This window comes from Pseudomonas sp. YuFO20 (genome assembly GCF_035064975.1).
Classification (GTDB): domain Bacteria; phylum Pseudomonadota; class Gammaproteobacteria; order Pseudomonadales; family Pseudomonadaceae; genus Aquipseudomonas; species Aquipseudomonas putida_AE.
Genome location: NZ_JAXDEO010000024.1, coordinates 42,473 through 68,607, shown reverse-complemented (window position 1 = coordinate 68,607; position 26,135 = coordinate 42,473). Strand labels below are relative to the sequence as shown.

Here is a 26,135-nt window from a genome sequence, read left to right as displayed (position 1 = left end):
GGAGTCGAGTCATGGATGAGCAAACACGCGTCGAAGTGACGGAACCACGCTTCGAACACGGTCACTTCCTGCTGATTGCGGGGCTTGGCGGACAATTTACCCAGCAAACCGTAAAAGGCATTCCTGATCTCTGGGAAAAATTCATCCCCCACGTTGGCAATGTTCCGGGGCAAAAAGGCGAAGTGACCTACGGCGTCTGCTGCAATTTCGACGGCAAGGGCGGCTTTGATTACATCGCTGGCGTCGAGATCAGCAAGCTCGATGATTTGCCTGAACAGTACCGCTGGGTAGAAGTTCAGCCTCAGCAGTATGTGGTGTTCGAACACAAAGGCTCGCTGGACACCTTGCCGCAGACCTTCCAGTACATCCATGGCACCTGGCTGCCGCAGTCCGGGCGCGAGCTGTTGAACGCCCCGGAATTCGAACGCTACAGCGAAGACTTCAACCCCAGGCTCAATACCGGCACGCTGGAACTCTGGCTACCGCTCAAGGCGTGACAAGTGCTTCGGGAGGCGGATCAGCCGGTTCGTCTCTCGATGTTGCGCCGTTGCTGATTTATCATCCCCGGTCTTTCCCTCGCCGATTCCGAGCTGCCATGAACACTGTCATCCGCCACGTCACGCCTGCTGACCTGGACCGCTGCTACGCCATCGAAACCCTTGCCTACGAAGGCGACGAAGCCGCGACCCGGGAGAAAATCGCCACCCGCATCGCCACTTGGCCCGAGGGTTTCATCGTTGCTGAAGTGGACGGCGTGGTCGCCGGTTTCATCAATTCCGGCGCGGCGTTCCAGGTGGAAATGTCCGACGAGGCGTTCAAGGAACTGATCGGCCACGACCCGGCCGGACCGCTCGTGGTGATCATGTCGGTGGTGGTGCACCCGGACTATCAGGGCCAGGGCCTGGCGAAGCACTTGATGGGCGAGTTCATCGAGCGCATGCGCGCGATGGGCAAGACCAGCATCGACCTGATGTGCAAGGAGCGGCATATTCCGTTGTATGCAGGCTTTGGCTTTGCCTACGTCAAGCCCTCGGCGTCCGACCATGGCGGCATGGCGTGGCACGAGATGGTGCTCAATCTCTGAACCCGACGCAGACCCCGTGTAGGAGCGAGCTTGCTCGCGAAGAACCCAGGCACACCGCGTTTATCCAGAATGCACGCGTTATCGTTGACGACCTTCGCGAGCAAGCTCGCTCCTACAGGGGACATGTGTGTCAGTCAGAACACGAGGCCCATCCGCCGCTCATACCCGATCCGCCCCTTGTACGCCTCGCCACTGTCGACGAAACCATACCTGGCATACAGCGCAATGGCGGCATCGTTATCGGCATCCACCGACAATTCCAGCCCGCGGATTTCCGGCCACGCCAGGCGCGCCGCTTCGGGTAGCGCTTGCAGGCAAGCCTTGCCATAACCTTTGCCCTGGGCGCGCTGGTCGACCTGCAACGCATGCAGTGTGGCGCTGTGTTCGTCGGCCCAGGCTGGCAACACCGGTGGGCGTTTGAGCAGCAGAAAGGCAACCGGCACCGCATCAGCCAGCAAGGCAAAGCCTTTGACGCCGGGGCCTGGCTTCGATAGCAGGGTGTGCAATGCACCGTGAATGTCGCCGGAAAACCTGATCTGTTCCGGATGCACTTCGATGGCCTCCACCTGCTGGCGCTGCAGCGCATTCAGGCTTTCGTAAGGCACGAGTCGGGCTGTCACTGGAGTGTCCTTTTTCCAATAGAAATGAGCCTCGGATTCTAGCGAGTTTGCGCTCGTGGATTATTTTTATTTCGACTGTCGATCTGGCGGATCGCCGGACGACTAAGGGTGTCTTCCAAGAAAAACCACGGAGAACCACCATGAGTGATACCAATGAAATCCAGACCCTGATCGCCAATTACCGTGAGGCGGTCATCTCGAAGGACGTCGATAAAATCATGGCCCTGTACGCCGACGACATCGTCTCCTACGACGCCGTCAAGGCCCTGCAATTTCGCGGCAAGGCGGCCTATCGCGCGCATTGGCTGGAATGCATGGAAATGTGCCAGGGCCAGCACAAGTTTGATTTCGACCACATGAACATCGTGGCCGACGAGCACATCGCCTTCGCCCATTGGCTGGCCCATTGCGGCGGCACCAACGAGAAGGGCGAAACCCAGGCCTGCTGGATGCGCGTGACCGCCTGCTACCGGTGCGAGGCCGGGCAATGGCGCATCGTCCACGAACACTGGTCGGCCCCGTTCGACATGATGAGCGGCACGACCTTGTTCAACCTGGAACCCTGATCGTCGGCAAGCCGTGCGAAACGGCCCATCTGCGACCATAGTTGATCCGTTCAATCGGGAGAGCGCGATGAAGTATTTATGCCTGGTCTACAGCGATGAGCGCCTGCTGCATTCGCTGCCGGAAAGTCCCAAGGACGAGGAGTGCATGGCCTACGCCGAGGCAATCCAGGGCAGCGGCCGGATGGTTGCCGCCGAGGCGCTGGAGTCGGTGCAGACCGCCACCACGGTGCGCATGCGCAACGGCAAGTTGTCGATCACCGATGGCCCGTTCGCCGAAACCAAGGAGCAGTTGGCCGGCTTCTACCTGATCGATGCCAAGGACCTCAACGAAGCCCTGCAGGTCGCCGGGAACATCCCGGCGGCACGGGTCGGCAGTGTCGAAGTGCGCCCCGTCCGGCAGTTGAATCCTTAAGATGCCGGGGCTGCCGGTACAGGCCAGGGTCGAGCAGGTTTATCGCCAGGAGTCGCGACGGATCCTGGCGACCCTGATTCGCCTGCTCGGCGATTTCGACCTGGCCGAGGAGGCCTTGCACGAAGCGTTTTTCGTTGCCGTGGAACGTTGGCAGCAGGACGGCGTGCCGGACAATCCGCGTACCTGGCTGGTGTCCACCGGGCGTTTCAAGGCCATTGATGTGCTGCGCCGGCGCGCGCGGTTCAATGCTTCGCGGCCATTGTTACAGGCGCAGCTGGAGGCGCTGGAGCAGGCCGACTGGAGTGACGAAGACGTGGAAGACGATCGCCTGCGCCTGATCTTCACCTGTTGTCACCCGGCACTGGCGGCAGACGCCCAGGTGCCGTTGACCCTGCGCGAAGTCTGCGACCTGACCACGGAAGAAATCGCCCGGGCCTTTCTCTCGGCACCCGCCACCATCGCCCAGCGCATCGTGCGCGCCAAGGCGAAAATCCGTGATGCGAAAATCCCCTATCAGGTGCCATCCCTGGCGGAACTGCCCGAGCGCCTCGACAGCGTGCTGCGGGTGATTTACCTGGTGTTCAACGAAGGCTATTCGGCGTCCGGCGGCGCGCAAGTGACCCGCGAAGACCTGACCCGCGAAGCGATTCGCCTGGGGCGTTTGTTGCTGGAGTTGCTGCCGGAGCCGGAGGTCATGGGCTTGCTCGCTTTGATGTTGTTGCATGAGTCCCGGCGCCTGGCCAGGACCTGCGCGGACGGTGACCTGATTTTGCTGGATGACCAGGACCGCTCGTTGTGGGACGCGCAGATGATCGCCGAAGGCTGTGCGCTGGTGGAGCGGGCATTGGGTACTCGGCGATTCGGCCCGTATTGTCTGCAAGCGGCGATTGCCGCGGTGCATGCCGAAGCGCCGTCGATCGAGGAAACCGACTGGGTGCAGATCGTCGGGCTGTATGACGTGTTACTGCGGGCGTGGCCGTCGCCGGTGATCGAATTGAACCGGGCGGCGGCGATCTCCAGACGCGATGGCCCGTTGGCAGGGCTGACATTGGTCGAGGCGATTCTGGCGCGGGGGGATCTGCTCGATTACCACCTGGCGCATTCGGCGCGGGCGGAGTTCTGTCGGCAGTTGGGCAGGGTGGAGCAGGCGCGGGCGGCCTATGAGCGGGCGCTGGAGTTGACGCAGCAGGTGCCGGAGCGGCGGTTTATCGAGGCTCGGTTGCGGGCGTTGGAGTGATGTGATGTTTGCTGGCCCCTTCGCGAGCAAGCCCGCTCCCACAGGGTAATGAGTCGACCACAATTTTTGTGTACAGCAGTGATCACTGTGGGAGCGGGCTTGCTCGCGAAGAGGTCAGTAGCCGCACCCCTATTCCAGCATCTTGCCCAACAACCAGCTGCCCGCCGGCCCCGGCGGATGCAAGCGCGACCACAAGGCATCCACCGACACCGTTTTCGGCCAACCGCGCACTTCCAACTCCTGCAACGTCCCCGCGCCAAAACGCCCTACCAACCAGCGTGGCAGTGGCGCCCAGCCGAATCCGCCCTGGGCCATTTCCAGCAGCATCAGGTAACTCGGTGCCGACCAGACCCGGCCCTTGGCGCGGCTTTCATAGGGATTGACGATGGTCGCCAGGCGCAGCTCGCGATGCTGTTGCAGCGTGTCCTGGTCAATATTTTTCTGCTTGGCCAGTGGATGTTTACGCGACACGAACAGGGCGAATTCCGTGCGTTCGTCCACGGTCGAGCTGACCAGGTCAGGCGGGTAGCTGTCCTGCATTTCGGCGAAGGCGACGTGGGCCCGACCGCTTTGCACCAGTGCCACCAGGTCCTCGCATTCGGCAATCAGGCATTCGAGTTCCAGGTCTGGATAACGCGACTCGAAGGCACTGAGTGCCACTTCGAAACGATCGGACTGGTAGGTGTCGGAAAGCGCCACGGTCAGCTTCGCCTCGACGCCCTGGGACAATTGGCTGGCGGTCATCTCCAGCCGGCTGGTGGCGGCCAGGATCTCTTCGGCCCGTTGCAGTACGACGTGCCCGGCGGGGGTCAGGCTGGGCTTGCGGCTGCTGCGGTCAAACAGGGTCAGGTTCAGATCGATTTCCAGGCTGGCCACGGCGGCGCTGATGGTCGACTGGCTACGGCCCAATTTGCGTGCCGCCGCAGAAAACGAGCCTTGGGTCGCGGCCTGGACGAACGCCTGCAGCACTTCCTGGGATGCCATGAACTATCGCCTTGATCGATGGTTATTGGTTATGAAGTATCGGTAAGAAGATGGATGATGGCAAACATCGTCACTCAAGGAGTCCGGCCATGAGCGCCAATAAATCCATTACCGAACGTATTTTCCAGGCCATCGGTTTCGAGCTGCTGGCCATCCTGATCTGTACGCCGTTGCTGGCCTGGATCATGGACAAACCGATGCTGGAAATGGGCGCTGTCACAGTGGTCATTGCCGTGTTGGCCCTGGCGTGGAACGTGGTCTTCAACGGTCTGTTCGACCGCGTGCTCAAGCGTTTCGCCATTGCGCACAACGCCTGGGTCCGCGTGGTGCACGCGCTGTTGTTCGAGGGCGGGCTGGTCGCCCTAGGCGTACCGTTGATTGCGTGGTGGCTGAAAGTCAGTCTGTGGCAAGCGTTCCTGCTGGATATCGGCGTGCTGCTGTTTTTCCTGCCGTACACCTACGTTTACCACTGGGTGTATGACGTGGTGCGGGAGCGGTTGGTCATTCGCTCTACCTGTAACGCGTAACCTGTAGGCGCCCGGCTTGCCGGCGAAGGCGTCCTCCAACATGGCGTTGGTCTTTCGGACGCCTTCGCCGGCAAGCCGGGCTCCTGCAAGGGCTGCTTTATTCAGAAAATCTGGGTGAACAACCAGTACAAACTGCCCGACAACACTATCGCCGCCGGCAAGGTCAGCACCCAGGCCATCAGCAGGTTGCGGATGGTCTTCATCTGCAAGCCGCCGCCATTGGCGACCATGGTCCCGGCCACCCCTGACGACAACACGTGGGTGGTCGAGACCGGCAAGCCGAACATGTCGGCGGCGCCAATGGTCAGCATGGCCACGGTTTCCGCCGAGGCGCCTTGGGCGTAGGTCAGGTGGGTCTTGCCGATTTTCTCGCCCACGGTTACCACGATGCGCTTCCAGCCGACCATGGTGCCCAGGCCCAGCGCAATTGCTACGGCGATCTTCACCCACAACGGAATGAAGCGCGTGGCGTTGTCGATCTGCTGCTTGAACAGCTGCAGTTTGCCGTTGGTGTCGGCGTCGAAGTTACCCACCTTGTTCTTGTCCATCAGGCGAATGGTTTCGCTGGTCAGGTACATGTCGTTGCGCACGTTGCCCATGGCTTCGGCCGGGACTTTGGACAGCGAACCATAGCCCTTCACTTCATTACCGATGTTGCCGGCCAGTGCCGCGAGGGCGGGGATCAGTTGCGGCGTGACTTCCTTGCTGCGCACGTAATCGGAGAGGATCGGTCGCGGATCGGCCGGTGCCGGCAACGGCGCACTCTTGACCAGCGCCTGTTGGGTCACTTCGGCCACGGCGGCGAACTGCAACGCCTGGTCTGCAGGCATGGTGCGGTTCAGTGCATAGGCCATCGGCAAGGTCCCGACCAGGATCAGCATGATCAGCCCCATGCCTTTCTGACCGTCATTGGAACCGTGGGCGAAGGACACGCCGGTGCAGGTCAGGATCAACATGCCGCGAATTCACCATGGCGGCGGGGTGTTGCCCTTGGGCTCCTTGTACAGCGCGCGGTTCTTGACGAAGGCCCGCAGGGCCAACAGCAACAGCGCGGCGCAGCCGAAGCCGACCAGCGGCGAGAGCAATAGGGCGTATCCCACCTTGGTCGCCTGCGCCCAGTCCACGCCGCTGGTGCCGTCACGCCCGTGCATCAGCGCATTGGCCACGCCGACACCGATGATCGAGCCGATCAGGGTGTGCGACGACGAGGCCGGCAGGCCCAGCCACCAGGTGCCGAGGTTCCACAGGATCGCGGCGATCAGCAGGGCGAAGATCATCGCGAAACCGGCGGATGAACCGACTTGCAGGATCAACTCCACCGGCAGCAGCGCGATGATGCCGAACGCCACCGCGCCACTGGACAGCAGCACCCCGAGGAAGTTGAAGAACCCGGACCAGACCACCGCGAAATTCGGTGGCAGCGAGTGTGTGTAGATCACGGTGGCGACAGCGTTGGCGGTGTCGTGGAAACCGTTGACGAACTCGAAGCCCAAGGCAATCAGCAAGGCCACGCCCAGCAGGATGAATGGCGTCCAGGTGGTCACCTCCGTGCCGAGTGCTTTCATGTCGTGCATCAGGCTGTAGGCGGTGAACAGCAGCCCGATGCCCAGCACTGCAAAAAACACCACGAGGGTGAGCACACCGGGTTTTTTATCGAATTGCGGTTTGGCGCTGCTGGCGGGCGCCGGGGCGGCGGTAAAGGAGGGGGTAGCCATGCCGGACATTCCTGAGGAGGGAAGGAGTGTCGTTGATGATCGTTGCAAAATGTTACAGAGAGACTGCCCTGTGTCAGTGTTTGGATTTGTATGATTCTTGAAAGATCGCAGCCTGCGGCAGCTCCTACAGGGGCTGCGATCTTTTGATCTTAATAATCCTGGCGCTTGCGAAACGCCCAACGTCCCGCAATCAAGGTAAAGGTCGCCACCAGCGCCACCAGGATCCAGAACCCTTCAGGGTCCTGGGACAGCGGCACCCCACCCACGTTCATGCCGAAGAAACCGGCAATGATGTTGATCGGCAGGGCCAGCACCGTCACCACCGTCAGGGTGAACAGGGTGCGGTTGCTCTGTTCGTTGAGGTTGGCGGCGATTTCCTCCTGCAACAGCTTGATCCGTTCCCCCAGCGCCGTGAGGTCGTTGATGATCAAGGCAAACTCCTCGGTGGACTTGCGCAGTTCCTTGACGTCCTCCTTCTGCAGCCAGGGTGGCGGGCGATTGAGCAGGCGCAGCAACGACCCTGGCTCCAGCGCCAGCAGGCGTTGCAGGCGCACCAGCACCCGGCGATTGGCCCCCAGTTCCGCGCGGTTGGTCGACAGACGCGAGGACAGCAGTTCATCTTCGATCTGATCCACGCTCAGGCTGGTCTTGCGCACGATCTGGGTCAGCACTTCGCCCTGGTCGCGCAGCAGATGCACCAGCAACTCCAGCGGCGAGCGGAAGCATTCACCGGCCTTGACCGATGAGCGCAGCTTGTCCACCGAATGCAGCGGTTGCAGGCGCGCGCTGATGATCAGTCGACTGCGGGCACAGACCCACAGGGTCGAGACATCGGAGGAGGTCATGCTGCTGAGGTTGAACACCACGTCGTTGACCACCGCCAGCAACGCCGAATCGACATGTTCGATGCGCGTCGACCGTGAGCCTTCATGCAGGGCCTCGAAAAACTCGTCGGGCAGTTCCAGGTGGCTCTTCATCCAGCGCTCGCACGCGGCATGGGCGAGGTTCAGGTGCAGCCAGAGAAATTGCTCGGCGTCCTGCGGGTGTTGCAGGTACTGCAAGGCCCTGGCCGAATCGATTTCCTGGCCGCGCTCACCGGGGCGAAAACTGAAACCGTAAAGCAGGCCGAACAGATCCGGATCGCGATGGCTGTGATCGATGCTGTGGTTCATGAGGGCTCGCATGGGGGGCGCCTGTCGCGTGTTTTACAGGTTCACGTGAGCCGCATCATCGCAAGGCTGGATGACGGATTTGTGACCTCGGCCTGATCGGTCACCCAAACGCAAAAAAGCCGCACGATGGGGAGCATCGTGCGGCTTTTTTTCGGGTGCATCAGTCGTCTTTCTTGTTCTTCAGGACTTCGCCGGTGGCGGCGTTCAGGTCCACGTCCCATTCAACGTTGCTGGCGTCGCGCAGTTCCACTTCGTACTCGTAGCTATTGAAGTGGTTGTCCAGGTCACTGTCGGTAATCGTGGCACCCGGGTGCAGCTTCAGCACGATCTGGTTCAGTTCGTCCAGTGGCTTGATCTTGCCGTCCTTGACCAACTGAGGGATCTGGTCGACGGGAACATCAGCCTGGGCCAGGCCAGCGGTGAGGGTCAGGGTTGCAGCGGCGAACAGGGCAGTCAGGGTTTTCATAAGCTTCTTTCCTTGGATGAGCTGTTTAAGTGGGATCAGAATAACTGTGGCAACTTAATTCAGACTTAAATTCCCTTGAATCGAATAATCAATAGCCGTTATTGCGTATCACCTGCGCCACACTCGCCGCCGCCGGGCGCTTATAGAACTTCAGAAGCTCGCTGGCGCGGTTGGTGAAGATACCGTCGACGCCAGCCGCCATGACCTTCTGGTAATCCACCGCCTCATCGATGGTGTAGACGTGGACCAGCAGGCCCTGATCGTGGGTGTACTGGTTCATCCACGGTTGCACCAGGTCGGCGTAGCTCTGATCGCCACCCTGGGTCAGCGCGGCGGACGGGCCGGTACCGATCGCGCCCTGGGCCTTGGCGTAGTCGACCCAGCGCTGGTACTCGGCTTTGTCCTTGGGTTGCTGTTTTGCGTAGTAAGCGGCTTTGTCCTTGTCGCCGGATTGAGCAAAGGTCACTGTCGATTTTGGCTCGATGCTGCCTTCACCGACCCACAACAACAGGATCTTCGGCACCTGTGGCATTTCCTTTTGCAGCAATTCGAGGCTGCTCTTCTCGAACGTTTGCAGCACCACCTTGCCTTTACCCTGGCCGACGGACAGCTCGCTTTTAGCCAGTTTCGACCCCGCGGGGCTCAGCCAGCCGCGATCCTGGAGTTTTTCCTTGAGGTCGCGTTCGATTCCGGGAAACTGCTTGGGCTCCTTGGTCTCGATGTACAGGCCGGGCTTGTGCAGCGGATTGCCCTGGGCGATGTCGATGATTTCATCGAGGGAGAGGATTTTCAGGCCGGCAAACGCAGGACGCGCGCGATCCGGGTAGGCCGCGTTGAACCAGCTGCCGGCATCCAGGGTTTTCAGCTCGGCCATGGTGAAGGCATTGGCCGGGCTGTCCTTGCGCTCGGGGAACTTGCTGGCGACGTCGGTGGTGCGTTGCAGGTTATTGTCGTGCAGGGCGAACAGCACGCCATCCTTGCTGCGCTGCAGGTCCAGCTCCAGGTAATCGGCGCCGAGGTCGCGGGCCAGTTTGTAGGCGGCGGCGGTGGATTCCGGTGCATCGAAAGATGCGCCACGGTGGGCGATCACCGCCGGGTGCGGAATGCCCATTCGGGTGGCCAGCGCGGCGGGGCCGGGCTCGCTGGCGGCCTGGGCCTGGCCGAGGCCAAGCAGCAAACTCAGGAGCAGGGCGCTGTGGGTGAAGGTGGCCGGCATGGTCGAGATCCTTTCGTGACAGGTTTCAAAGAGGTCTCTTTTAACAACTGAGCGTTGCCAGCGCTATCGCGAGACCGACATAAACGTGTTGAAAGCTGATGTCGGTCAGCGTTTTTGTGTTCTTGTCTGCATTATTCTTCGTCCCGGCAACTTCCCCGGCAGAGGGAAAACCATTCGCTGGCCATGCGTGTAAACCATCGATCACTTCCTGTGAGGTTTCCATGCGCATCACTTCCCAGCTCATCTGCCAGGCCGCCGACCAGCTCCAGGGCTTCGTCGGCCTCAATCGCAAGACTGGCCACTACATCGTGCGTTTCAGCGAAGACTCGTTCGGCATGGACGTGGCTGACGACGGCATCATCCCCACCAGCGAATTCGTCTGGGTGCCTGGCCCGGAGCAGACCATGACGCTCAAGCGCGAGTTGATCCAGTTGTTGCTGGATCAAAATATTGATGAGCGAATCAACATCACCGAGCCGTTGCGGGTGTACATGGACAGGCGGGAAGTGCCGGAGATTTCGGCGGTGAGGAGTCTGGTGCGGGGTTAGTGGGCTTTCTCGCTGTTGCTGTTGCTTTGGCTTTTGATCTTGATTTTCTTGTCCCATCGAGAGGTTTCGTTCCGGTTCTGTCCAGCGCGGCGGGCCCCTGTAGGAGCGAGCTTGCTCGCGAAAAACCTGAGAGCACCGTGGGGTGTCAGGCTCCCCGCGTCATCGTTGACCTCCATCGCGAGCAAGCTCGCTCCCACAGGTATCGCGTACAGCCGCGAAATTCCAGTTGGCTGTCAGGCCGTCATCGCTGGCAAGCCCGCTCCTGCAGGGGGTGGGGTGAACTCATAAGCCCGCTCAACAAGGCAAACCCGGGTATGACACTGCGCATACCAGGTCGATCGCCCGCGCTCACTAATTGCCCGGTGCTCGGGATGCTGCTTCCACGCCAGGATCGCCGCCTCACTGGTCCAATACGACACCGTAATCCCCAGCCCATCATCGCCCCGCGCCGACTCTACACCGAGGAACCCCGGCTGCTCACGCGCCAGCGCCACCATCCGTTCGGCCGCTTCGGCGTACCCCTGGTCACCCTCGGTTCGTAGCGAAGTGAAGATCACTGCGTAATAGGGCGCAGCAATCATGACCGCCGCTCCACGCACGCTGCGATCAAGGCCCGCACCAGCGGTGGCAGGGTACCCTCGAGGGCAGCGCGTTCCGGCTGGAACAGCGTGGCGACATAGAACGGATGACCGCTGAGCTCGACCGCGCGCAAACCGTGTTCGGCATCATGGCCGACGGCATGAAGCGCGTGCTTGAGCAGTTCCCGTTCGAACTCGGGATTCACTCCGTAGCGGCAGCGATAGCCCTCACGAATTTCACAGGTTTCATATGCCCTGGCGATCAGCGAGCCTTCCCGCAAATGAATAATGTCGACAGCCTCAACCAGTGAACACGCCAGCGGCGTGAGCAATGCCCGCGATGCATCGGGAGCCGTCTCGCCATGTTCGGCATCCGCCCAGCCGAGCACGTTGCGCGCATATTCCAGCACCGCATGTTGAAACCCGCCGCAGGTGCCGAGGAAAGGTCGCCGCTGTTCACGGGCAAAGCGAATCGCCCGCAAGGCACCGTCCATGCTGCGATACGGGCTGGCGGGCACGCACCAGAAACCGTCGAACCCGGCGAGCGGCGTGTTGGCATGCAAGCTATCGGTGGCCAGCCACTGCCCTTGCACGTTTCGGCCGCTGTGTTCGGCGGCCAGGCCGAGCGCCACCGGGATGGCCTGGTGGGCGGTGACTTGAGGGTCTTGATCACCGATCAGGGCGATGCGAATGACGCGGTTTTCCATGGGTGACCTCGGCGCTTGTTGATTCCTGGCAGCCACTATAGATTGGCGTTCACGCACTCAATATTGGCGTTATCCCAAGTGATCAATGCAGCGACGCACTATCGACTGGACTACCCAGACCTGGCCCTGGTGCTCGCATTGGTGCGCGGCGGCTCTCTGGCCCGGGCCGCGCAGCTGATGAAAGTGGATGTCTCGACGGTGTTTCGCGCCGTGCGTCGACTGGAAGCCGCACTGGGCCAGCCGTTGTTCGAAAAAAGCCGCGCCGGTTACCTGCCCACGAGCCTGGCGCAGGCCCTGGCGGAACAGGCCGAGCGCGCCGAACAGGCATTGGAAGCCGCCAGGGTCGGTGTGGAGCAGGGCGGTGAAGTGGTCAGCGGCACCGTGCGCCTGACCTGCACCGATTCGGTCCTGCAAGGCTTACTGCTGCCGGCGCTGGCGCAGTTCATGCCGAACTATCCAGCGTTGATCCTTGAGCTCAGTACGTCCAACGACTTTGCCAACCTCAGCCGCCGCGATGCCGACATCGCCTTGCGCCTGACCCGTACGCCACCGGAACACCTGGTGGGGCGACGCCTTGCAGGGATTGGCTACCGGGTGTGTGCCAGCGCCGGTTATCTGCAAGGGGTCGATGCGACCGATCTGGTGTCACTGACCTGGATCGCCCCTGACGACTTCCTGCCTGATCACCCGACAGTGGCTTGGCGTCGTCAGGTAATGCCTGGGGTGATGCCGGCTTATCGCTGCAACAGCATGCTGTCGGTCACCGAACTGGTGCGAGCGGGGTTGGGCGTGGCGGCGTTGCCGGACTTTCTGATCGGTGATGGATTACAGCCACTGGGCGAGCCGTTGCACGGATACGACACCGCGCTGTGGCTGCTGACCCGCCCGGATTGCCGAGCCTTGCGCTCGGTGGTGACGCTGTTTGACGAGCTGGGGAGGGCGCTGAAGTTGCCCTAGGCGGTTCAGGCCTTTGGCTCGTCCTTGCGCACGAAGTGCTGATGCATTTCCGTGGTCAGGTTTTCGATGCGCTCGGTGAGGGCCTTGGTCATTTCCGTGAGGCGGGTGTTCTGCTCAAGCAGCGCCAGCAGTTGCGCGCTGTTTTTCGCCGCTTCCGCCTGTCGCTCACTGTTGGCGATCGCCAGCGCTTCGCGGTGTTGCGCATCGGCATCGGATTGGGCTTTGTCCCGCGCGGCCTGACGGGTCTGGGCCAACAGGATCAGGGGGGCGGCATAGGCCGATTGCAGGCTGAACGCCAGGTTGAGCAGGATGAACGGGTAGGCATCGAAGTGGGCGACGCCGAACAGGTTCAGGCACACCCAGATCACCACGATCAGTGTTTGTGCGCCTAGAAAGGTCGGTGTACCGAAGAACCGCGCAAAAGCCTCGGCACGCAGGGCGAATTTGTCATTGCCGAAGGTCGGCGCCAGGTGGGCATGACGGCGATGGAAACGCAGGTGATCGACGGGGGCGGTGGTTTCGTTGCTCGTGGAATTCATGATGCTCTCTGCAGGCGCTGGGACTGAGGCTCACTATAGCCTCGGCACGAGTTTCATTCTGAAACACATTCTGCCGTACACATTGAAGCGATCAGTTCTTCGACGCCGCTGTCGAGATTGTCAATTATTGCACCTGATAGCAGGCCAGGAACATGTCCAGCGCCGATTCCACCACGGTGCCTTGCATCTCGGTCGACAAAGCCGGCAAGCCCAGGGAAATCTGCGGCCAGAAGGCAAAGGATTTGAGCATGCCATGGAGCTGTTGCGCGGCAAATTCCGGGGCGACCGCTTTCAGGCGTCCATCGGCCTGGGCGGCTCGAATCCATATAGTGAGGTTTTCTTCGCGCTCCCCCATACGCGTCACCATGCTTTGCGCGCGCTCGGGAGAATGGATGGTGGCGGCGATGGCCACCCGCGCCAGATCGAGCAGATTTTCATCGCTCAGTACCGAAAGCTTTACCGTCAGCATATGACGCATCTGGTCACGCAGGGGCAGGTCGGGACGGTAAGGCACTTCCTGTTCCGCCGTGACCCGGACCCACAATTGATTGAGGATTTCAGCGAACAACTCTTCCTTGCTGGGGAAATGGTTGTACACCGTGCGCTTGGACACACCGGCGGTGGCGGCAATTCTGTCCATGCTGGTGATGTCGAATCCATTGGCACGGAATTCGACAATCGCCGCCTGAATGATGGCTTCGCGTTTGCGGTCGGTGAGGCGCTGTGGAGCTGTCATAAATACGCTTCGGCAGGAAGAAAGGAAAATTACACTCGGTAGTTTACTTGTGATCGGCTTTGATGCAACCTTGAAACTACACTGTGCAGTGTAATGTTTTGTTAATCCTGCCCGGTAAAACTAGAGTGCTCGGCTGATGCGTGCGTGTCTCGGCCATTTATCGTCCCAAAAACGGAAAACCGTGAAGCCTGCGGTTTTCCTGGAGTCATTGCCCCATGGCCAAATCAACTTCCGCGGCGAACAGCGCCTCCCAACCTGAAGCTTCCCGACAGGCTCAAGGACAGTTTCAAAACCACAGGCCGATTCAGCGTTTAAGCCTTGGCAAAACCTTGCGCATCCTCTGGAACGCGATGTTCCACAAACCGCGCAACACCCGGCCGACGGCGCCTGTACCGATGCAACCCCTGACGCAAGCGGCGTTGCTGGCAGCGCCCAACCACAGCGTCTATCGCCTCGGTCATTCCACGGTATTGCTCAAGCTGCGGGACAAATTCTGGATCACCGACCCGGTCTTCGCCGAACGCGCCTCCCCCGTGCAATGGGCCGGCCCCAAGCGTTTTCACCAACCGCCGATCAGCCTCGAGCAATTGCCGCCGATTGAAGCGGTGATCCTGTCCCACGATCACTACGATCACCTGGACTATCACGCGGTGCTCAAGCTTGCCGACAAGGCCAGGTACTTCCTGACCCCGCTGGGCGTGGGCGACACCCTGATCAAGTGGGGAATCGACGCCAGCAAAATCCGCCAGCTGGACTGGTGGCAGGGTACCGAGGTCGAGGGCATCCAGTTCGTCGCCACCCCCTCGCAGCACTTTTCCGGTCGCGGCCTGTTCGACGGCAACAGCACCCTCTGGGCCTCGTGGGTGATGATCGATGGCGATACGCGGATCTTTTTCAGTGGCGACAGCGGCTACTTCGATGGCTTCAAACGCATTGGTGAACAATACGGCCCTTTCGACCTGACCCTCATGGAAACCGGCGCCTACAACGTCGACTGGCCCCATGTGCACATGCAGCCTGAGCAAACCCTGCAAGCCCACCTCGACCTCAAGGGGCGCTGGCTGCTGCCGATTCACAACGGCACCTTCGATTTGTCGACGCATGCCTGGTACGAACCCTTCGACCGCATCCTGGCCCTGGCCTGGGAGCGCAATGTCTCGATCACCACGCCGCGGATGGGCGAGGCGTTCAATATGCTGGCGGCGCAGCGCGGTACGGCGTGGTGGTATGAAGTCGAACAGCAGGTCTACCAGGATCAGCAAATCCTCGGGTGAAGCGCCTACAGAACGAGACGAGTTTTCCTATGTGATTCAGGGCAAGTGATGACGGATATTCCCGGCCACGTCGGTAGGCTGGAAAGCTCACCCCGTACCACAAGGATGTCATTCACATGGATGTCAGGATAAAAGGCTGCATAACGCGGCTGACCCAGATCGTTCTGCTTTCGATCGCAAGCTACGCCAACGCACAACCATTGGAGTACTTGAGTGTCGATGAAATCAGCAAGGAAATGCAGCGCGGCCAGCTGAGTGCCGAGGCGCTGGTGCAACACCTGCAACAACGCATCGACAGGCTCGATAAAAACGGACCCACGATCAATTCGGTCATCGAGCTCAACCCCGATGCGCTGGCGATTGCCAGGTCGCTGGATCGGGAGCGAGAACGCGGGCATGTTCGCGGCCCCATGCACGGTATTCCGCTGTTGTTGAAAGACAACATCGATACGTCTGACCAGATGCAGACCAGCGCCGGATCATTGGCCATGATCGGGCAACCCGCCGCCGAGGATGCCTTTATCGTGCAACGGCTAAGGGCCGCGGGCGCGATCATTCTGGGCAAGACCAACCTCAGCGAGTGGGCAAACTTTCGTGACCCCGCGGTCCCCGACGGCTGGAGTGGCCGAGGCGGGCAAACCAGGAACCCGCATCTGTTAAGCCAGACGCCCTGCGGTTCAAGCTCCGGGTCCGGTGCGGCAGTGGCCGCAGGTTTTGCACCCTTGAGCGTAGGGACGGAAACCGCCGGCTCGATTATCTGTCCGGCATCGCTCAATGGGGTGGTGGGGGTCAAGCCCACCGTGGGGTTGTTGAGTCGCAGTGGCATTGTCGCTGTGACACACAAACTCGACACCCCTGGGCCGATGGCTCGCAGCGTTCGCGATGCGGCACTGTTGCTCAACGCCATGACGGGCAATGACGCCGCCGATCCGGTCAGTAAACCCCGAGCCCTCGATGGCGTGGACTACACGGCATTGCTCCGACCTGGTTCGCTGGTGGGGCGACGCCTCGGTTACCCACTCAAGTTCGATGTGAGCGGCGAGGCCGCGCAGAGCGATCCTCAGTTTTCCCGGGCGCTGGAAGTCATGCAGGCCGCCGGCGCAAAATTGATACCCATCGAGCTCAAAGACCCGCAGTCGGCGCAGGTGGAGGAGGCCCTGTCCATGGGAATCAAACGACACCTGCCTGAATACCTCGCGCAACGCACCGGCCTGCCCATCAAGAGCCTGGAAGACCTTGTCCGTTTCAATCAACGCAAACCTGGGGTCGAAGACCATGGGCAAAGCGTGTTGATCGCGGCCAACAACCTGGTGTTTGACCCGCTTACCTATGAGCAACTGTGGCAGACCATCCAGAGTGAAAACGCCGCCGCCATCGATGACGTCCTGGTGCAGCACCAACTGGATGCCGTGGTGCTCGATGTCGGCTCACCGGGGTTGAATGTCGTTCCGCTGGCGGGCTACCCCAGCATCATGGTGCCTACCGGAGCGGATGAAGACGGGCTGCCCACGTCGGCATTATTCTTCGGTGCACGCTGGAGCGAAGCCAGCCTCCTGGCATTGGCGTATGGCTATGAACAAGCCTCCCATGCGCGGCCAATACCTGCATTCAGGCCCTAGTTTCAGTTCCATGCACGTCTGGTCGTAGCGCAAGTGATGGCGCTGCGACCTCATTCAACCATCGCAAAATCCGCCCGCGCCACCGGATTCGGCGTAGGGCCTTTCACGTTCATCCCTCTACCCGGCGCAAACCCCGGGAAAAACACCAGCCCCTCCGCTTCAAGCCTGTATGCCAAGGCCAGACGAGTGACATCCAGCACCTCCTGCCGCGCCTCGAAGCGCTCGATGGCCTGCACCGAAACCCCGGCTTCGCGGGACAAGACTTCCACGCTCCAGCCCAGCATCGCTCGGGCCTGGGCGCAGTGGGCCGGGGTGAATTGGAAAAGGGCGATACGTTCCAGGGTGATTTTCATCGCTTGAGAGGCCATGGGGGTTCTCCGGGCTCGAGAGTACTGGTTTTAAATATACTGTGTTTTTGTACAGTTGTTTTCGATCCGGATCAAACGCATTTTTCGATTTTTCTGTTTCCTACCCCCATGGCCAGACGGAAGGTCACTGCCTTTATGGCTTGGATGACTCATCCAACCCCAGCGCCTCGCGTACGATAAAGTGATCCAGATTCTCGATATTGGCGCTGAACACCCCGAACGTCTGCTCGGGGTTTTTCTTGCTGGGCACCTGCCGCAACGCAGGCTGGACGCCATAAAAGAAGCAATACAATGGCTTCCCGCTCTCGATGGCGTGCTTGATTTCCTCCAGGAACGCCTTGCGTTTGCGGTAGCTGTCGATCAGCTTCTTGTTCAGGTAAACGTTGACCGAGTAGGGCGTCTTCTCGAACCAGACCTTCTTTTCGAAGTCGATGCGAAAGCTCTGGGTGTAGTCTTTGATCTGCTTGATCCTGCCCCAGTAAATCAGTCCCGGGTTGTCTTGCAGGTACTCGATCTTCTTGAAAAACGAGGCATAGGGCGCGGTGTGCTGGCCAATCTTCAGTGGCATGCGCTTGAGCAGCGCCTTGTCCTCGAAGTTCGACACGAAACATTCCACCGGATGGGCGAAGACACTGGTCTTGTCCGGCGCCGACTCGCGGCCGGGTTGCTCGACGCTGCTGATCGTCGATGCCGCTGCTGGCTCAGCTCCTTGCAGATCGGCAGCCACCGTCGGGTGCGACGGCTTGCGCACATACTCACGCCGACTGAGTAACAATTCCGACGGGAAATGTTCCTCGCGACTGTCATCCGTTTCCTCGCCGACCGAAGCCGGGGTTTTCAGGCTTGCATAAGGACAACCCGCGACATGCCGCGTACTCGGCAGATTCTTGAAGTGCGGCGTGCGCACGTAGTTGACGTTTTTGGCGTTGAACGTGCCCAAACCGTTCGCCGCATCAAACGCCAGGCGACAGGCATCGTTGGGGCACTGGAAATGTTCCTGTGCGGAATCGAACGCCATCGACTCGTCGAAATTCAGGTCGCGCACGTCATAGATCGACAGTTTTTCCTCGAGGCCGAGGCAATAGGCGAGGTCGAATTTCATGGGGTTACCACTGCGCCCGATGGGAACCCAGTTCAGACGCTGCAAGCGTCCACTGCACGGGCGTCCCGGTGATCTTCAGCGGCACATGCAGGCGATGTGCCGGGCCCCATGGCGTTTGCTCGACCAGCATGCCCTGATCCTGTTCGTCTTCGGCCCGCAATGGCTCGGCGCTACCGGGACCCTGGTCGATCAACAGCTTCGCCGTACGCGCCAACGACAGCCGCGCCGAACCACCCAGGCCGTTGTTCAAGCGTTCTGCCAACAAGCGGATCGCACTGGCCGCCATCAGATACCCGGTGGCGTGATCGAGCGCCTGCAGTGGCAAGGGCGTCGGTTTGTCCGCCTGCTGGCTGAGCATGCCCGCGTGCGCGATGCCGCTGCTCATCTGCACCAGGCTGTCGAAGCCGCGACGGTTCTGCCACGGACCGCTCCAGCCGTAGGCGTTGAGGCAAACGTCGATCAGGCCGGGGATCCGCTGCTGTCGTTCGGCGGCACCATACCCCAGGCGCTCCAGGGCATCGGCGCGGTAACCGTGGAGGACGATGTCGGCGTCCTTGAGCAAGCTTTCGAATACCTGGCGATCGGTTTGGTCGTGCAGATCCAGGCGTGCACAACGCTTGCCCAGCGTCATCTCCGGCACCACGCCCGGTTCGTTCCAGGAGGGTGGGTCGATGCGCAATACATCGGCGCCAAGGCCCGCGAGAAAGCGGCTGGCGACCGGGCCTGCGAGTACGCGGGTCAGGTCCAGCACCTTGATTCCGGCCAAGGGGCGCGCCACCGAACCTTGCCAGATTGTGTTCTGCGGAGTGTGGCCGGCGCTGAACTGAACCAGCGGTTCGGCGTTGACCGCGAGCCCTTGCGGATGGGCCTGCCACTGTTCCCACGTGCGCATTTCGGCGGCACAGCCACCGGCATCGACCACGGCCTGTTCCAGGTCAGTCCTGGCCCATTGCGCCACTTTAGCTGCCATCGACTTGCGGTCGATGCAAGCGCCCAGCACGGCCTCAGCGGCGGCGCGGTGATGGGGCGCATTGGTGTGCAGACGAATCCAGCCGTCCTTCGTGGCGTAGTCGCCAGCAATCGGGTCCCACAGTGGCGGGACCTTCCAGCCCAGCGGGCGGATCGAACTGGAAAACCAGAAGGAGGCCAGGCGCCGGTCGACTTCAAGGCCGGGCAAGCGTCCGGTTTGCTGGTGCAGCAATTCGCTGACTGCCTGGCCGGCGGCGGCGATGCTGGCGCACGCCAGGTCGGTGACGGCGAACGCCGAGGGCAGGGCACCGCTGGAGGTGAATGCGATGCAGGTGAGCGGCAAGCCGAGTTCGGCTTGAATGGACGTGAGTAGATCAGTCATCGAAGGGCTCTCCGGAACGAGAGCCCGAGCATAAAACAAAAAAACCTCAGAGCTGATGAAAACCCCGTAGGAGCTGCCGAAGGCTGCGATCTTTTGATCTTGAAAAATCAAAAGATCGCAGCCTTCGGCAGCTCCTACAGGTAAGGATCACACCCGGAACTGATCCATCAGTTTCATCTGCTGGGTGGTCAGGGCATTGAGCTGGCTGCTGATCTGCGCCGATTCGGTGGCTTGTCCGGTCAGGGTTTCGGTGACGGTACGGATCGCCGAGACGTTGCGGTTGACCTCTTCGGCCACGGCACTTTGCTGTTCGGCGGCGCTGGCGATCTGCAGGTTCATGTCGCTGATCACCGTGACCGCGTCGCTGATCTTGCCCAAGGCCTGGACCGCTTGCTGGATCTGCCCGGCGTTGCTGTGGGCCTGGGTCTGGCTCGAGTGCATGGTGGCGACCACACCGCGGGTGCCGCTCTGGATGCGCTCGATCACCAGGCGAATCTCTTCCACCGAGTCCTGGGTGCGCTTGGCCAGGTTGCGCACTTCGTCGGCGACCACCGCAAAGCCGCGACCGCTCTCGCCGGCCCGGGCAGCTTCGATCGCCGCGTTGAGCGCCAGCAGGTTGGTCTGTTCGGCGATGCTGCGGATCACCTCCAGTACCGAGCCGATCTGCTCGCTGTTGACCGCCAATGCCTCGACTTCAGTCACGGCCTTGCTGACTTCGTCGGCCAGTTGATTGATGTCGCGGGTGCTGCGCTCGATGATCTGCATGCCATCGCGGGCCGACTGATCGGCGCCCTTTGCCGCACTGGCGGCGTTCGATGCGCTGTTGGCGACATCGTGGGCGGTGGCGCTCATTTCATTGGAGGCGGTGGCGACCTGGTCTATTTCGCGAAATTGCACCTGCATGCCTTCGCTGGTCTGGCGGGCGATTTCCGAAGACTGGTCGGCGGTGCCGCGGGCATCGGTGATGCTCTGCTTGATCTGCGCGATGGTCGGCTGCAGCTTGTCGAGGAAACGGTTGAACCAGCTGACCAGCTCACCCAGTTCATCCTTCTTGCTGTAATGCAGGCGCTGGGTCAGGTCGCCGTCGCCACTGGCAATCGCCTTGAGCATCACGGCCACGCTATTGATCGGCCGGGTCACGCCTGACGCGGTCAGCCACATCAGCAGCAGGCCGAGCAGGCCGGCAACGACGGCGACCAGGATCGCCTTGAGCGTGCCGCTTTGCTGGGCATCGTCGAGCACTGCTTGCAACTTCACCGAATCGGCCAGCAGCACTTGCTTGGGCAAGTCGATCACCACGCCCCAGGGCTTGGCGTCGGCAATCGGGCTGACCGGGTACACCGCGCGGATCAGGTCGCCCTGTTGAAGAATCTTCGGCGCACCGCCGGCCAGCGATTGCTGAATGTCCTTACCCTCTGCGCCCAGGGTGTCGCCGATGCTTTTGCCGACCTTGCCAGCGTCGACACTGTAGGCGGCGAGCACGCCGGTGCCGGAGACGATCAGCATGTGCCCGGCGTTGTTGAACAGCTCGCGCTGGGAGTCGACGGCCGCGGCCTGCAGGGTGTCGAGGGCGATGTCGATACCGACTACGCCGATGACCTTGCCGTCCACCAGCAGCGGCAGGGAAATGGTGGTCATCAACACTTCCTTGTCCGCGACGGTGTCGGCGTACGGGTCCAGCAGGCAGGTACGCTTGCTGTCCCGGGGGCAGGTGTACCACACGTTGTAGGGTGTGCCGCTGAGGTTCAGGGTGGTCTTGGTCATGTCTTCTTCGACCATGATCGTGTTGAGTGCGGTCCCTGCGCTACGGCTCCAGTAAGAGGCGAAACGACCGATTTCGTTGGACTGGCGGGCGGCGTCTCCGACGAATTCGCTGTCCTTGCCATCCAGGCCATTGGGCTCGAACGCCAGCCAGATCCCCAGCACCTTGCCGTTGCGCTCGAAGGCGGTCTTCAGGCTCTGGTTGAGCTCCTCGCGCAGGGTGCCGGCGTCCAGCGAACGCTTGGCGGCCATGGTGCGCAGGTCCTTGATCTGGTCCGCCAGGGCGGTCACCACCGTCAGGGTTTCACCGAACGTCTTCTGCACCCGCACCGCTTGCTCGGCGGCCTTGGCCTGGAGCAGGTCCTGCACGCTGTCTGTGAGCATTGTGCTGCTGGAGGCGCTGACCAGCTCATCGTTCTGATTGGTCTGGTAGAAATTCATGCCCACGATCGATGCGACCACGCCAAGCAGGCACAGACCGGACAGCAGGACGATTTTCAGGCGGATGGACAGTGAGTCGAACATGGGGCGAGCTCGCGAATGGATGAGAGGTTGGCTGTGAGCCATGGCGGCTCGACACGCCAAATCCATTTAGCGCCATTCCAGCACATCGGCGGGGGGTACAGATTGCATGAGTGGGCTGCCGACGAACGGTCATGTTTGAACGTTTGCGCGGGGGAATGTGCCGAAAAGCCGGTGAAAAACGGGGAAGTTTGTCGGCGTTATGCCAGTGATTCCGGTCGCGACCAGATCCACAGGTTGCCCAGTCCCATGCCGACAATCGCCAGGTAGATCGGCCAGCCGTGATCGAGCATCACCAGCATGAGCCCGGCACAGAACAGCATGCTGACAGTGGCGCTGACCTTGGCCCGGCGCGCAATGATTTTGCCGTTGCGCCAGTTACTGAGAATGGGGCCGAACAGCCGATGGTTTTCCAGCCAGGCACTCAGGCGCGGTGAGCTTCGGGTGGCAGCCCAGGCGGCCAGCAGGATGAATTCGGTGGTCGGCAGGCCGGGTATGACAATGGCGACCAGGCCGATGCCGAGGCTGACGTAGGCCAGCAGGCCGAAGAGGAAGCGGGCGAGTTTGGAGGAGGCAGGCATGGGGCGCTTGATCAGAACTCTTTGGACTGACTCGGTCCCCTGTGGGAGCGGGCTTGCTCGCGAAGGCGGTGTGTCAGGCGACATTGATATCACTGACACGACGCCTTCGCGAGCAAGCCCGCTCCCACAGGGGAGGGGTGGGGTGTCAGGCGATTTCCGGGGTGGTGGCGTACGCTTGTTCCAGCAATACCGTGAAGCGGTTGAAGGCGTCGATGGCGCCTTTGTCCAGTTCGGCTTCTTCCTCTGCGCTGAGTTTCAGTTCATCGAGGGTCTTGACGAAATTTTTCCAGCCTTGCGCGCGGCCACCTTCAGGTTCGCCAAGGTGGCGGGCGCCGAAGGTTTCGCTCAGGCCTAGGCCCACGGCACGCTTGATCAGGAACGCTGCGCCCAGCTTCGAGCCTTCGGAGACGAAAAGCCAGCCCAGGGCCTGGGCCTTGCTCGGGTTTTGCAGCGCACCGGCCACGGGCGCCGGAACTTCGGTGTCGAGGTCTGCCAGGTCGGCCTTGGCTGCATCGGCACGGCATCGGGCCGGCAGGTCCGGGACGATGGCTGTCAGTTCGGCATCGTTGTACAGCGCCACCAGCTCCGATTGGAACAGGTATTGCGCCACCACAAAACGGGCGAAGTTGGCCTGGGTTTCAAAGGGTGCGTGGGCTTTGACCAGTGCATCGAGCTTGCTGTGGGGCTCGTTGGTGACCTGGTTCAAGCGTTGCGAGCGCAGGGTGGGGCGTTGGGCGGTGTCCTGGGTGGTCATGGCAAATCCTTGAAAAGAAGAGGCGCTTGGTAACGAGACGAATGAGCAGGCGTGTGACAGTAAAAAATCCTCCCCGGACGGCTCGTCCAGCCGTCCGGGGAAGAGACCGGATCAGATATCCCAGACCAGATTGATTGCGAAGTTGCGTCCAGGCTGAGTCAGGCGATCGAGGTTGGCCGGTTGCGTCACCGACGCTTCGCCGACGCTGTCATAGCCACGTACGTCATCCCACTGCCAGTACTTCTTGTCGGTCAGGTTGTACAGGCCGGCGTTGACGGTCAGGTCGTCGGTCACCTTGTAGAAGCCGGCCAGATCGAGCACGCCGTAACCCGGTGTCTTGAACTGCGTGCTGGTGCCATCAGGGGTGTTGAAGCTGGTGCTGTCGACCCGGTTCTTGCGCTTGACCAGGGTCCAGCTCAGCAACGCGCCGTATTGGTCCTGGTCATAACCCAGGCCGAATACGCCGGTCAGCGGGTTGACGCTGTTGAGCGGTTCGCCGCTGTCATCGTTGCGACCATACAGGTAGGCCACGGAACCCTGGGTGTAGAGGCCGTTTGGTGCACCGAAGCTGTCCAGGTTCAAGCGTCCCTTGAGTTCGAGGCCCTTGATGGTGGCGTGCTTGATGTTGTTGCTCTGGAAAGTGGTCTCGGTGTAGCCGGGGGTAATGGCGTTCTCGTCGATGAAGTCGCGGTATTTGTTGTAGAACACCGCGACATCGAAGGTGCCGGCCTCGAACTGCCCGCGCAGGCCGGTTTCATAGCTCTTGCTCTTTTCCGGTTCGAGGTCGGGGTTGGGCGCGACCTGATAGCCACCCGCCAGGTTTTCGAAGCGGCCATACAGGGCTTTGGCGGACGGTGTGCGAAAGCCTTCGGCGTATTGGCCATACCAGGTGTAGTTGTCATCGAAGCGGTAAGTGGTGCCGAACTTCGGCGACAGGCGATGCCAGGTTTTGTTGTCCTCGTTGACCTCGCCGTTACCGCTCTGGTCAGCCGTCACCAGGAACTCATCGGTCAGGTGCGGCTTGAGCTGGGTGTAGTCGTAGCGCAGGCCGGGCACGAAGGTCCAGTTGTTCCAGGCGATCTGGTCCTGGGCGAACAAGCTGTAGGTGTTGATGGTCGGATCCGGGAAGTCGCTGGCCGGGGTCAAGGTATCGGCAGGACTGGCGGCGCCGACGACACGGCACGTACCGGCCACGGTCAGGCAGGTGCCGCTACCGGTACGCAGGCCGGTGACTTTGTCCTGCTTGATGGTGGTGCCGTAAGTGACGACATGGTCCGTGTCGGCAATGGCAAATGCCTTGTCGGCCTGGGCATCGAATACCCATTGACGATCCTTGTAGGTGGTCTCGCGGTTGCGCAGCACCGTGCGCGACGGCGCGTAGATTTCTTCGGTGCGCTGGTCGGTCTTGGCAATCTGGTAATTCAACGTCCACTTGATGTTGTCAGCCAGCAGGCTGTCCAGGGCGAAGCTGTGTTCCAGGCCGAAGCGCTCGCGGGTGATGGTGTCGTTGCCGGTGCGTGACTGGTAGAAGCCGAAGCCGCGTCCCGCGTTGAAAGGGCCACCCACGGCGCTCAGCTGGTTGGTGTCGCGATCGTCCTTGTAGTGCTCGTAAGTCAAGGCAAAGCGCGCATCGTCGGCGTAGTTCCAGCCCAGCTTGGCCAGCACGTTGGTGGTGCGCACGTCCTCGGGGTTGGCTTCGGTACGGTCCAGGCCGGTTCCACCGGTCTCGCCGTAGGACTCGGTTTCATGGCCATTGCGCTGGCTGAGGTGCAACAGACCGTCGAAGTCGCCGGTGCGCCCGGCCATGGTGCCCGACGTGAGCCAGCTGTCATCGGCCGAGCTGTAGCCGGTCTTCAGGCGGGCACCGACGTCATGGCCTGGCTTGATGATGTCGTCAGGGTCCAGGGTGTAGTAGCTGACGGCACCGCCAATGGCGTTGCTGCCGTAGAGCACCGAAGCCGGGCCGCGGAGGATTTCCACGCGCTTGACGATTTCCGGGTCGACATAGTTGCGGTTGGTCTGGGCGTACGGGCCATTGAAAAAACCGTCGGGCACTTGCACACCGTCGACCTGGGTCAACACACGGTCACCGTCGATACCGCGGATGTTGTAGCCGGAAAGGCCCGCGCGGGTACCGGTGCCGCCTACCGAAACACCCGGTTCGTAACGCACGAGATCCTTGATGCTGTTGACGTTGTTGCGGTCGAGCTCTTCGCGGGTGTGGACGGTGACGGTGCTGGGCACGCTGCTCACGTCCTGCTCCTGACGCGTGGCGCTGATGGTCACCTGTTGCAGGTTGAGCGTGCCGGCATTGTTGCGCGGCTCGAGGATGATGTTGTTGTTGCTCAGGATGCGATAGCTCAGGTTGGTCCCCACCAACAGGCGATCCAGGGCTTTTTCCGGCGGCAGCGAGCCACGCACGCCCGGCGAGCTCATGCCTTGCGCCAGTTCGGCGGAAAAACCCACCTGCCAGCCTGTCACGGCGGTAAAGGCATTGAGTGCCGAGACCAGCGGCTGTGGCGCAATGGTGAACGCGTAATCGCCCATTTTGCGCGACGGCTGCTCGGCTGCAGTGGCGGCCATGACCGGTGCAGTACCGGCCATCAGGATGGCGGCGGTCAGCAGCGACAGTACGCGGGAAGGTGAAGAGGCTGGGCGGGTAAGGCGAGAGGACATCGATAGCGCTCCGTGTCGCACGAATCTTTATAGGTGCTGATTGGCATCAAGGATGCGAATCAA

At 61.3% G+C, this 26,135-nt stretch carries 27 protein-coding genes and 2 pseudogenes; 10 read left to right on the top strand and 19 right to left on the bottom strand.

Annotation, left to right across the window (positions count from 1 at the left end; translation table 11 throughout):
* The first annotated feature begins 11 nt into the window (after positions 1 to 11).
* Together SOP85_RS15480 and SOP85_RS15475 are read left to right on the top strand one after the other, a co-directional pair.
* Positions 12 to 497, top strand: a complete 486-nt coding sequence (locus tag SOP85_RS15480; RefSeq protein WP_323627418.1) for a GyrI-like domain-containing protein — start codon at positions 12 to 14, stop codon at positions 495 to 497.
* Between the two features lie 98 nt (positions 498 to 595).
* Positions 596 to 1,084, top strand: coding sequence for a GNAT family N-acetyltransferase (locus tag SOP85_RS15475; protein ID WP_323627417.1), 489 nt, complete (start codon positions 596 to 598; stop codon positions 1,082 to 1,084).
* 134 nt (positions 1,085 to 1,218) lie between these two features.
* Here the strand turns inward: SOP85_RS15475 and SOP85_RS15470 are convergent, their stop codons facing one another.
* Positions 1,219 to 1,704, bottom strand: coding sequence for a GNAT family N-acetyltransferase (locus SOP85_RS15470; protein WP_323607268.1), 486 nt, complete (start codon positions 1,702 to 1,704; stop codon positions 1,219 to 1,221).
* Positions 1,705 to 1,844: 140 nt separating this feature from the next.
* Between SOP85_RS15470 and SOP85_RS15465 the strand changes: the two genes are divergently transcribed.
* From SOP85_RS15465 to SOP85_RS15455, 3 genes are all read left to right on the top strand, one after another.
* The gene (locus tag SOP85_RS15465) at positions 1,845 to 2,270 is read left to right on the top strand and encodes a YybH family protein (RefSeq protein WP_323627415.1); all 426 of its coding nucleotides are present in this window, start codon (positions 1,845 to 1,847) and stop codon (positions 2,268 to 2,270) included.
* Positions 2,271 to 2,337: 67 nt separating this feature from the next.
* Positions 2,338 to 2,682, top strand: a complete 345-nt coding sequence (locus tag SOP85_RS15460; RefSeq protein ID WP_323627414.1) for a YciI family protein — start codon at positions 2,338 to 2,340, stop codon at positions 2,680 to 2,682.
* Between the two features lies 1 nt (position 2,683).
* Positions 2,684 to 3,919: an RNA polymerase sigma factor gene (locus SOP85_RS15455; protein ID WP_323627413.1), complete on the top strand. Its 1,236-nt coding sequence runs from the start codon at positions 2,684 to 2,686 to the stop codon at positions 3,917 to 3,919.
* Positions 3,920 to 4,048: 129 nt separating this feature from the next.
* Here SOP85_RS15455 and SOP85_RS15450 read toward each other — a convergent pair whose 3' ends face one another.
* Positions 4,049 to 4,903, bottom strand: a complete 855-nt coding sequence (locus tag SOP85_RS15450; protein WP_274073354.1) for a LysR family transcriptional regulator — start codon at positions 4,901 to 4,903, stop codon at positions 4,049 to 4,051.
* An 89-nt stretch (positions 4,904 to 4,992) separates the two neighbouring features.
* On the opposite strand from SOP85_RS15450, the gene SOP85_RS15445 reads away from it, so the two are divergent.
* Entirely contained in the window at positions 4,993 to 5,430 is a 438-nt protein-coding gene (locus tag SOP85_RS15445) for a multidrug/biocide efflux PACE transporter (protein WP_274073355.1), read from the top strand.
* A 101-nt stretch (positions 5,431 to 5,531) separates the two neighbouring features.
* Here the strand turns inward: SOP85_RS15445 and SOP85_RS15440 are convergent.
* The 5 genes and pseudogenes from SOP85_RS15440 to SOP85_RS15420 form a co-directional block, all read right to left on the bottom strand.
* Positions 5,532 to 7,145: pseudogene (locus tag SOP85_RS15440) on the bottom strand (inorganic phosphate transporter).
* A gap of 149 nt (positions 7,146 to 7,294) precedes the next feature.
* Complete coding sequence (locus SOP85_RS15435; protein WP_274073598.1) at positions 7,295 to 8,317, bottom strand: transporter; 1,023 nt, start codon at positions 8,315 to 8,317, stop codon at positions 7,295 to 7,297.
* 160 nt (positions 8,318 to 8,477) lie between these two features.
* The gene (locus SOP85_RS15430) at positions 8,478 to 8,783 is read right to left on the bottom strand and encodes a PepSY domain-containing protein (RefSeq protein ID WP_323627411.1); all 306 of its coding nucleotides are present in this window, start codon (positions 8,781 to 8,783) and stop codon (positions 8,478 to 8,480) included.
* Between the two features lie 88 nt (positions 8,784 to 8,871).
* Positions 8,872 to 9,999: a glycerophosphodiester phosphodiesterase gene (locus SOP85_RS15425; RefSeq protein WP_323627410.1), complete on the bottom strand. Its 1,128-nt coding sequence runs from the start codon at positions 9,997 to 9,999 to the stop codon at positions 8,872 to 8,874.
* Between the two features lie 40 nt (positions 10,000 to 10,039).
* Positions 10,040 to 10,222, bottom strand: coding sequence for a hypothetical protein (locus SOP85_RS15420; protein WP_274073359.1), 183 nt, complete (start codon positions 10,220 to 10,222; stop codon positions 10,040 to 10,042).
* On the opposite strand from SOP85_RS15420, the gene SOP85_RS15415 reads away from it, so the two are divergent.
* Positions 10,221 to 10,547 (top strand): DUF2025 family protein, encoded by a 327-nt coding sequence (locus SOP85_RS15415; RefSeq protein ID WP_323627409.1) that lies wholly within the window; start codon positions 10,221 to 10,223, stop codon positions 10,545 to 10,547. The two genes, SOP85_RS15420 and SOP85_RS15415, sit on opposite strands and share 2 nt — an antisense overlap.
* Before the next feature lie 233 nt (positions 10,548 to 10,780).
* Here SOP85_RS15415 and SOP85_RS15410 read toward each other — a convergent pair whose 3' ends face one another.
* Together SOP85_RS15410 and SOP85_RS15405 are read right to left on the bottom strand one after the other, a co-directional pair.
* Complete coding sequence (locus SOP85_RS15410) at positions 10,781 to 11,128, bottom strand: antibiotic biosynthesis monooxygenase family protein (RefSeq protein WP_323627408.1); 348 nt, start codon at positions 11,126 to 11,128, stop codon at positions 10,781 to 10,783.
* Positions 11,125 to 11,832 carry a CTP synthase C-terminal region-related (seleno)protein gene (locus SOP85_RS15405; RefSeq protein ID WP_323627407.1) on the bottom strand — a complete coding sequence of 236 codons (708 nt, stop codon included), beginning with the start codon at positions 11,830 to 11,832 and terminating at the stop codon, positions 11,125 to 11,127. Before SOP85_RS15405 ends, SOP85_RS15410 begins: the two co-directional genes overlap by 4 nt.
* Before the next feature lie 15 nt (positions 11,833 to 11,847).
* Here SOP85_RS15405 and SOP85_RS15400 point away from each other — a divergent pair, with 15 nt between their 5' ends.
* Positions 11,848 to 12,789: a LysR family transcriptional regulator gene (locus SOP85_RS15400; protein WP_323627405.1), complete on the top strand. Its 942-nt coding sequence runs from the start codon at positions 11,848 to 11,850 to the stop codon at positions 12,787 to 12,789.
* Between the two features lie 5 nt (positions 12,790 to 12,794).
* Here SOP85_RS15400 and SOP85_RS15395 read toward each other — a convergent pair whose 3' ends face one another.
* Positions 12,795 to 13,328 (bottom strand): DUF1003 domain-containing protein, encoded by a 534-nt coding sequence (locus tag SOP85_RS15395; protein WP_323627403.1) that lies wholly within the window; start codon positions 13,326 to 13,328, stop codon positions 12,795 to 12,797.
* A 124-nt stretch (positions 13,329 to 13,452) separates the two neighbouring features.
* Positions 13,453 to 14,064 carry a TetR/AcrR family transcriptional regulator gene (locus SOP85_RS15390; RefSeq protein WP_323607256.1) on the bottom strand — a complete coding sequence of 204 codons (612 nt, stop codon included), beginning with the start codon at positions 14,062 to 14,064 and terminating at the stop codon, positions 13,453 to 13,455.
* A gap of 215 nt (positions 14,065 to 14,279) precedes the next feature.
* Here SOP85_RS15390 and SOP85_RS15385 point away from each other — a divergent pair, with 215 nt between their 5' ends.
* Complete coding sequence (locus tag SOP85_RS15385) at positions 14,280 to 15,338, top strand: MBL fold metallo-hydrolase (protein WP_323627401.1); 1,059 nt, start codon at positions 14,280 to 14,282, stop codon at positions 15,336 to 15,338.
* A 116-nt stretch (positions 15,339 to 15,454) separates the two neighbouring features.
* Complete coding sequence (locus SOP85_RS15380) at positions 15,455 to 16,957, top strand: amidase family protein (RefSeq protein WP_323627400.1); 1,503 nt, start codon at positions 15,455 to 15,457, stop codon at positions 16,955 to 16,957.
* A 50-nt stretch (positions 16,958 to 17,007) separates the two neighbouring features.
* Here SOP85_RS15380 and SOP85_RS15375 read toward each other — a convergent pair whose 3' ends face one another.
* From SOP85_RS15375 to SOP85_RS15345, 8 genes and pseudogenes are all read right to left on the bottom strand, one after another.
* Positions 17,008 to 17,325, bottom strand: coding sequence for a helix-turn-helix transcriptional regulator (locus tag SOP85_RS15375; RefSeq protein WP_323607252.1), 318 nt, complete (start codon positions 17,323 to 17,325; stop codon positions 17,008 to 17,010).
* A 133-nt stretch (positions 17,326 to 17,458) separates the two neighbouring features.
* Positions 17,459 to 18,427 carry a hypothetical protein gene (locus SOP85_RS15370; RefSeq protein WP_323627399.1) on the bottom strand — a complete coding sequence of 323 codons (969 nt, stop codon included), beginning with the start codon at positions 18,425 to 18,427 and terminating at the stop codon, positions 17,459 to 17,461.
* Positions 18,428 to 18,431: 4 nt separating this feature from the next.
* Positions 18,432 to 19,778, bottom strand: a complete 1,347-nt coding sequence (locus SOP85_RS15365) for a CoA transferase (protein WP_323627398.1) — start codon at positions 19,776 to 19,778, stop codon at positions 18,432 to 18,434.
* A 147-nt stretch (positions 19,779 to 19,925) separates the two neighbouring features.
* Entirely contained in the window at positions 19,926 to 20,681 is a 756-nt protein-coding gene (locus SOP85_RS31385; RefSeq protein ID WP_408601063.1) for a methyl-accepting chemotaxis protein, read from the bottom strand.
* 102 nt (positions 20,682 to 20,783) lie between these two features.
* Positions 20,784 to 21,791 (bottom strand): annotated as a pseudogene (locus SOP85_RS31380) (PDC sensor domain-containing protein); the annotation flags it as partial.
* A gap of 470 nt (positions 21,792 to 22,261) precedes the next feature.
* Entirely contained in the window at positions 22,262 to 22,642 is a 381-nt protein-coding gene (locus SOP85_RS15355) for a YbaN family protein (protein ID WP_323627395.1), read from the bottom strand.
* Positions 22,643 to 22,787: 145 nt separating this feature from the next.
* The gene (locus SOP85_RS15350) at positions 22,788 to 23,396 is read right to left on the bottom strand and encodes a biliverdin-producing heme oxygenase (protein ID WP_274073373.1); all 609 of its coding nucleotides are present in this window, start codon (positions 23,394 to 23,396) and stop codon (positions 22,788 to 22,790) included.
* A 111-nt stretch (positions 23,397 to 23,507) separates the two neighbouring features.
* Positions 23,508 to 26,072: a TonB-dependent receptor gene (locus tag SOP85_RS15345; RefSeq protein WP_323627393.1), complete on the bottom strand. Its 2,565-nt coding sequence runs from the start codon at positions 26,070 to 26,072 to the stop codon at positions 23,508 to 23,510.
* Positions 26,073 to 26,135: the final 63 nt, after the last annotated feature.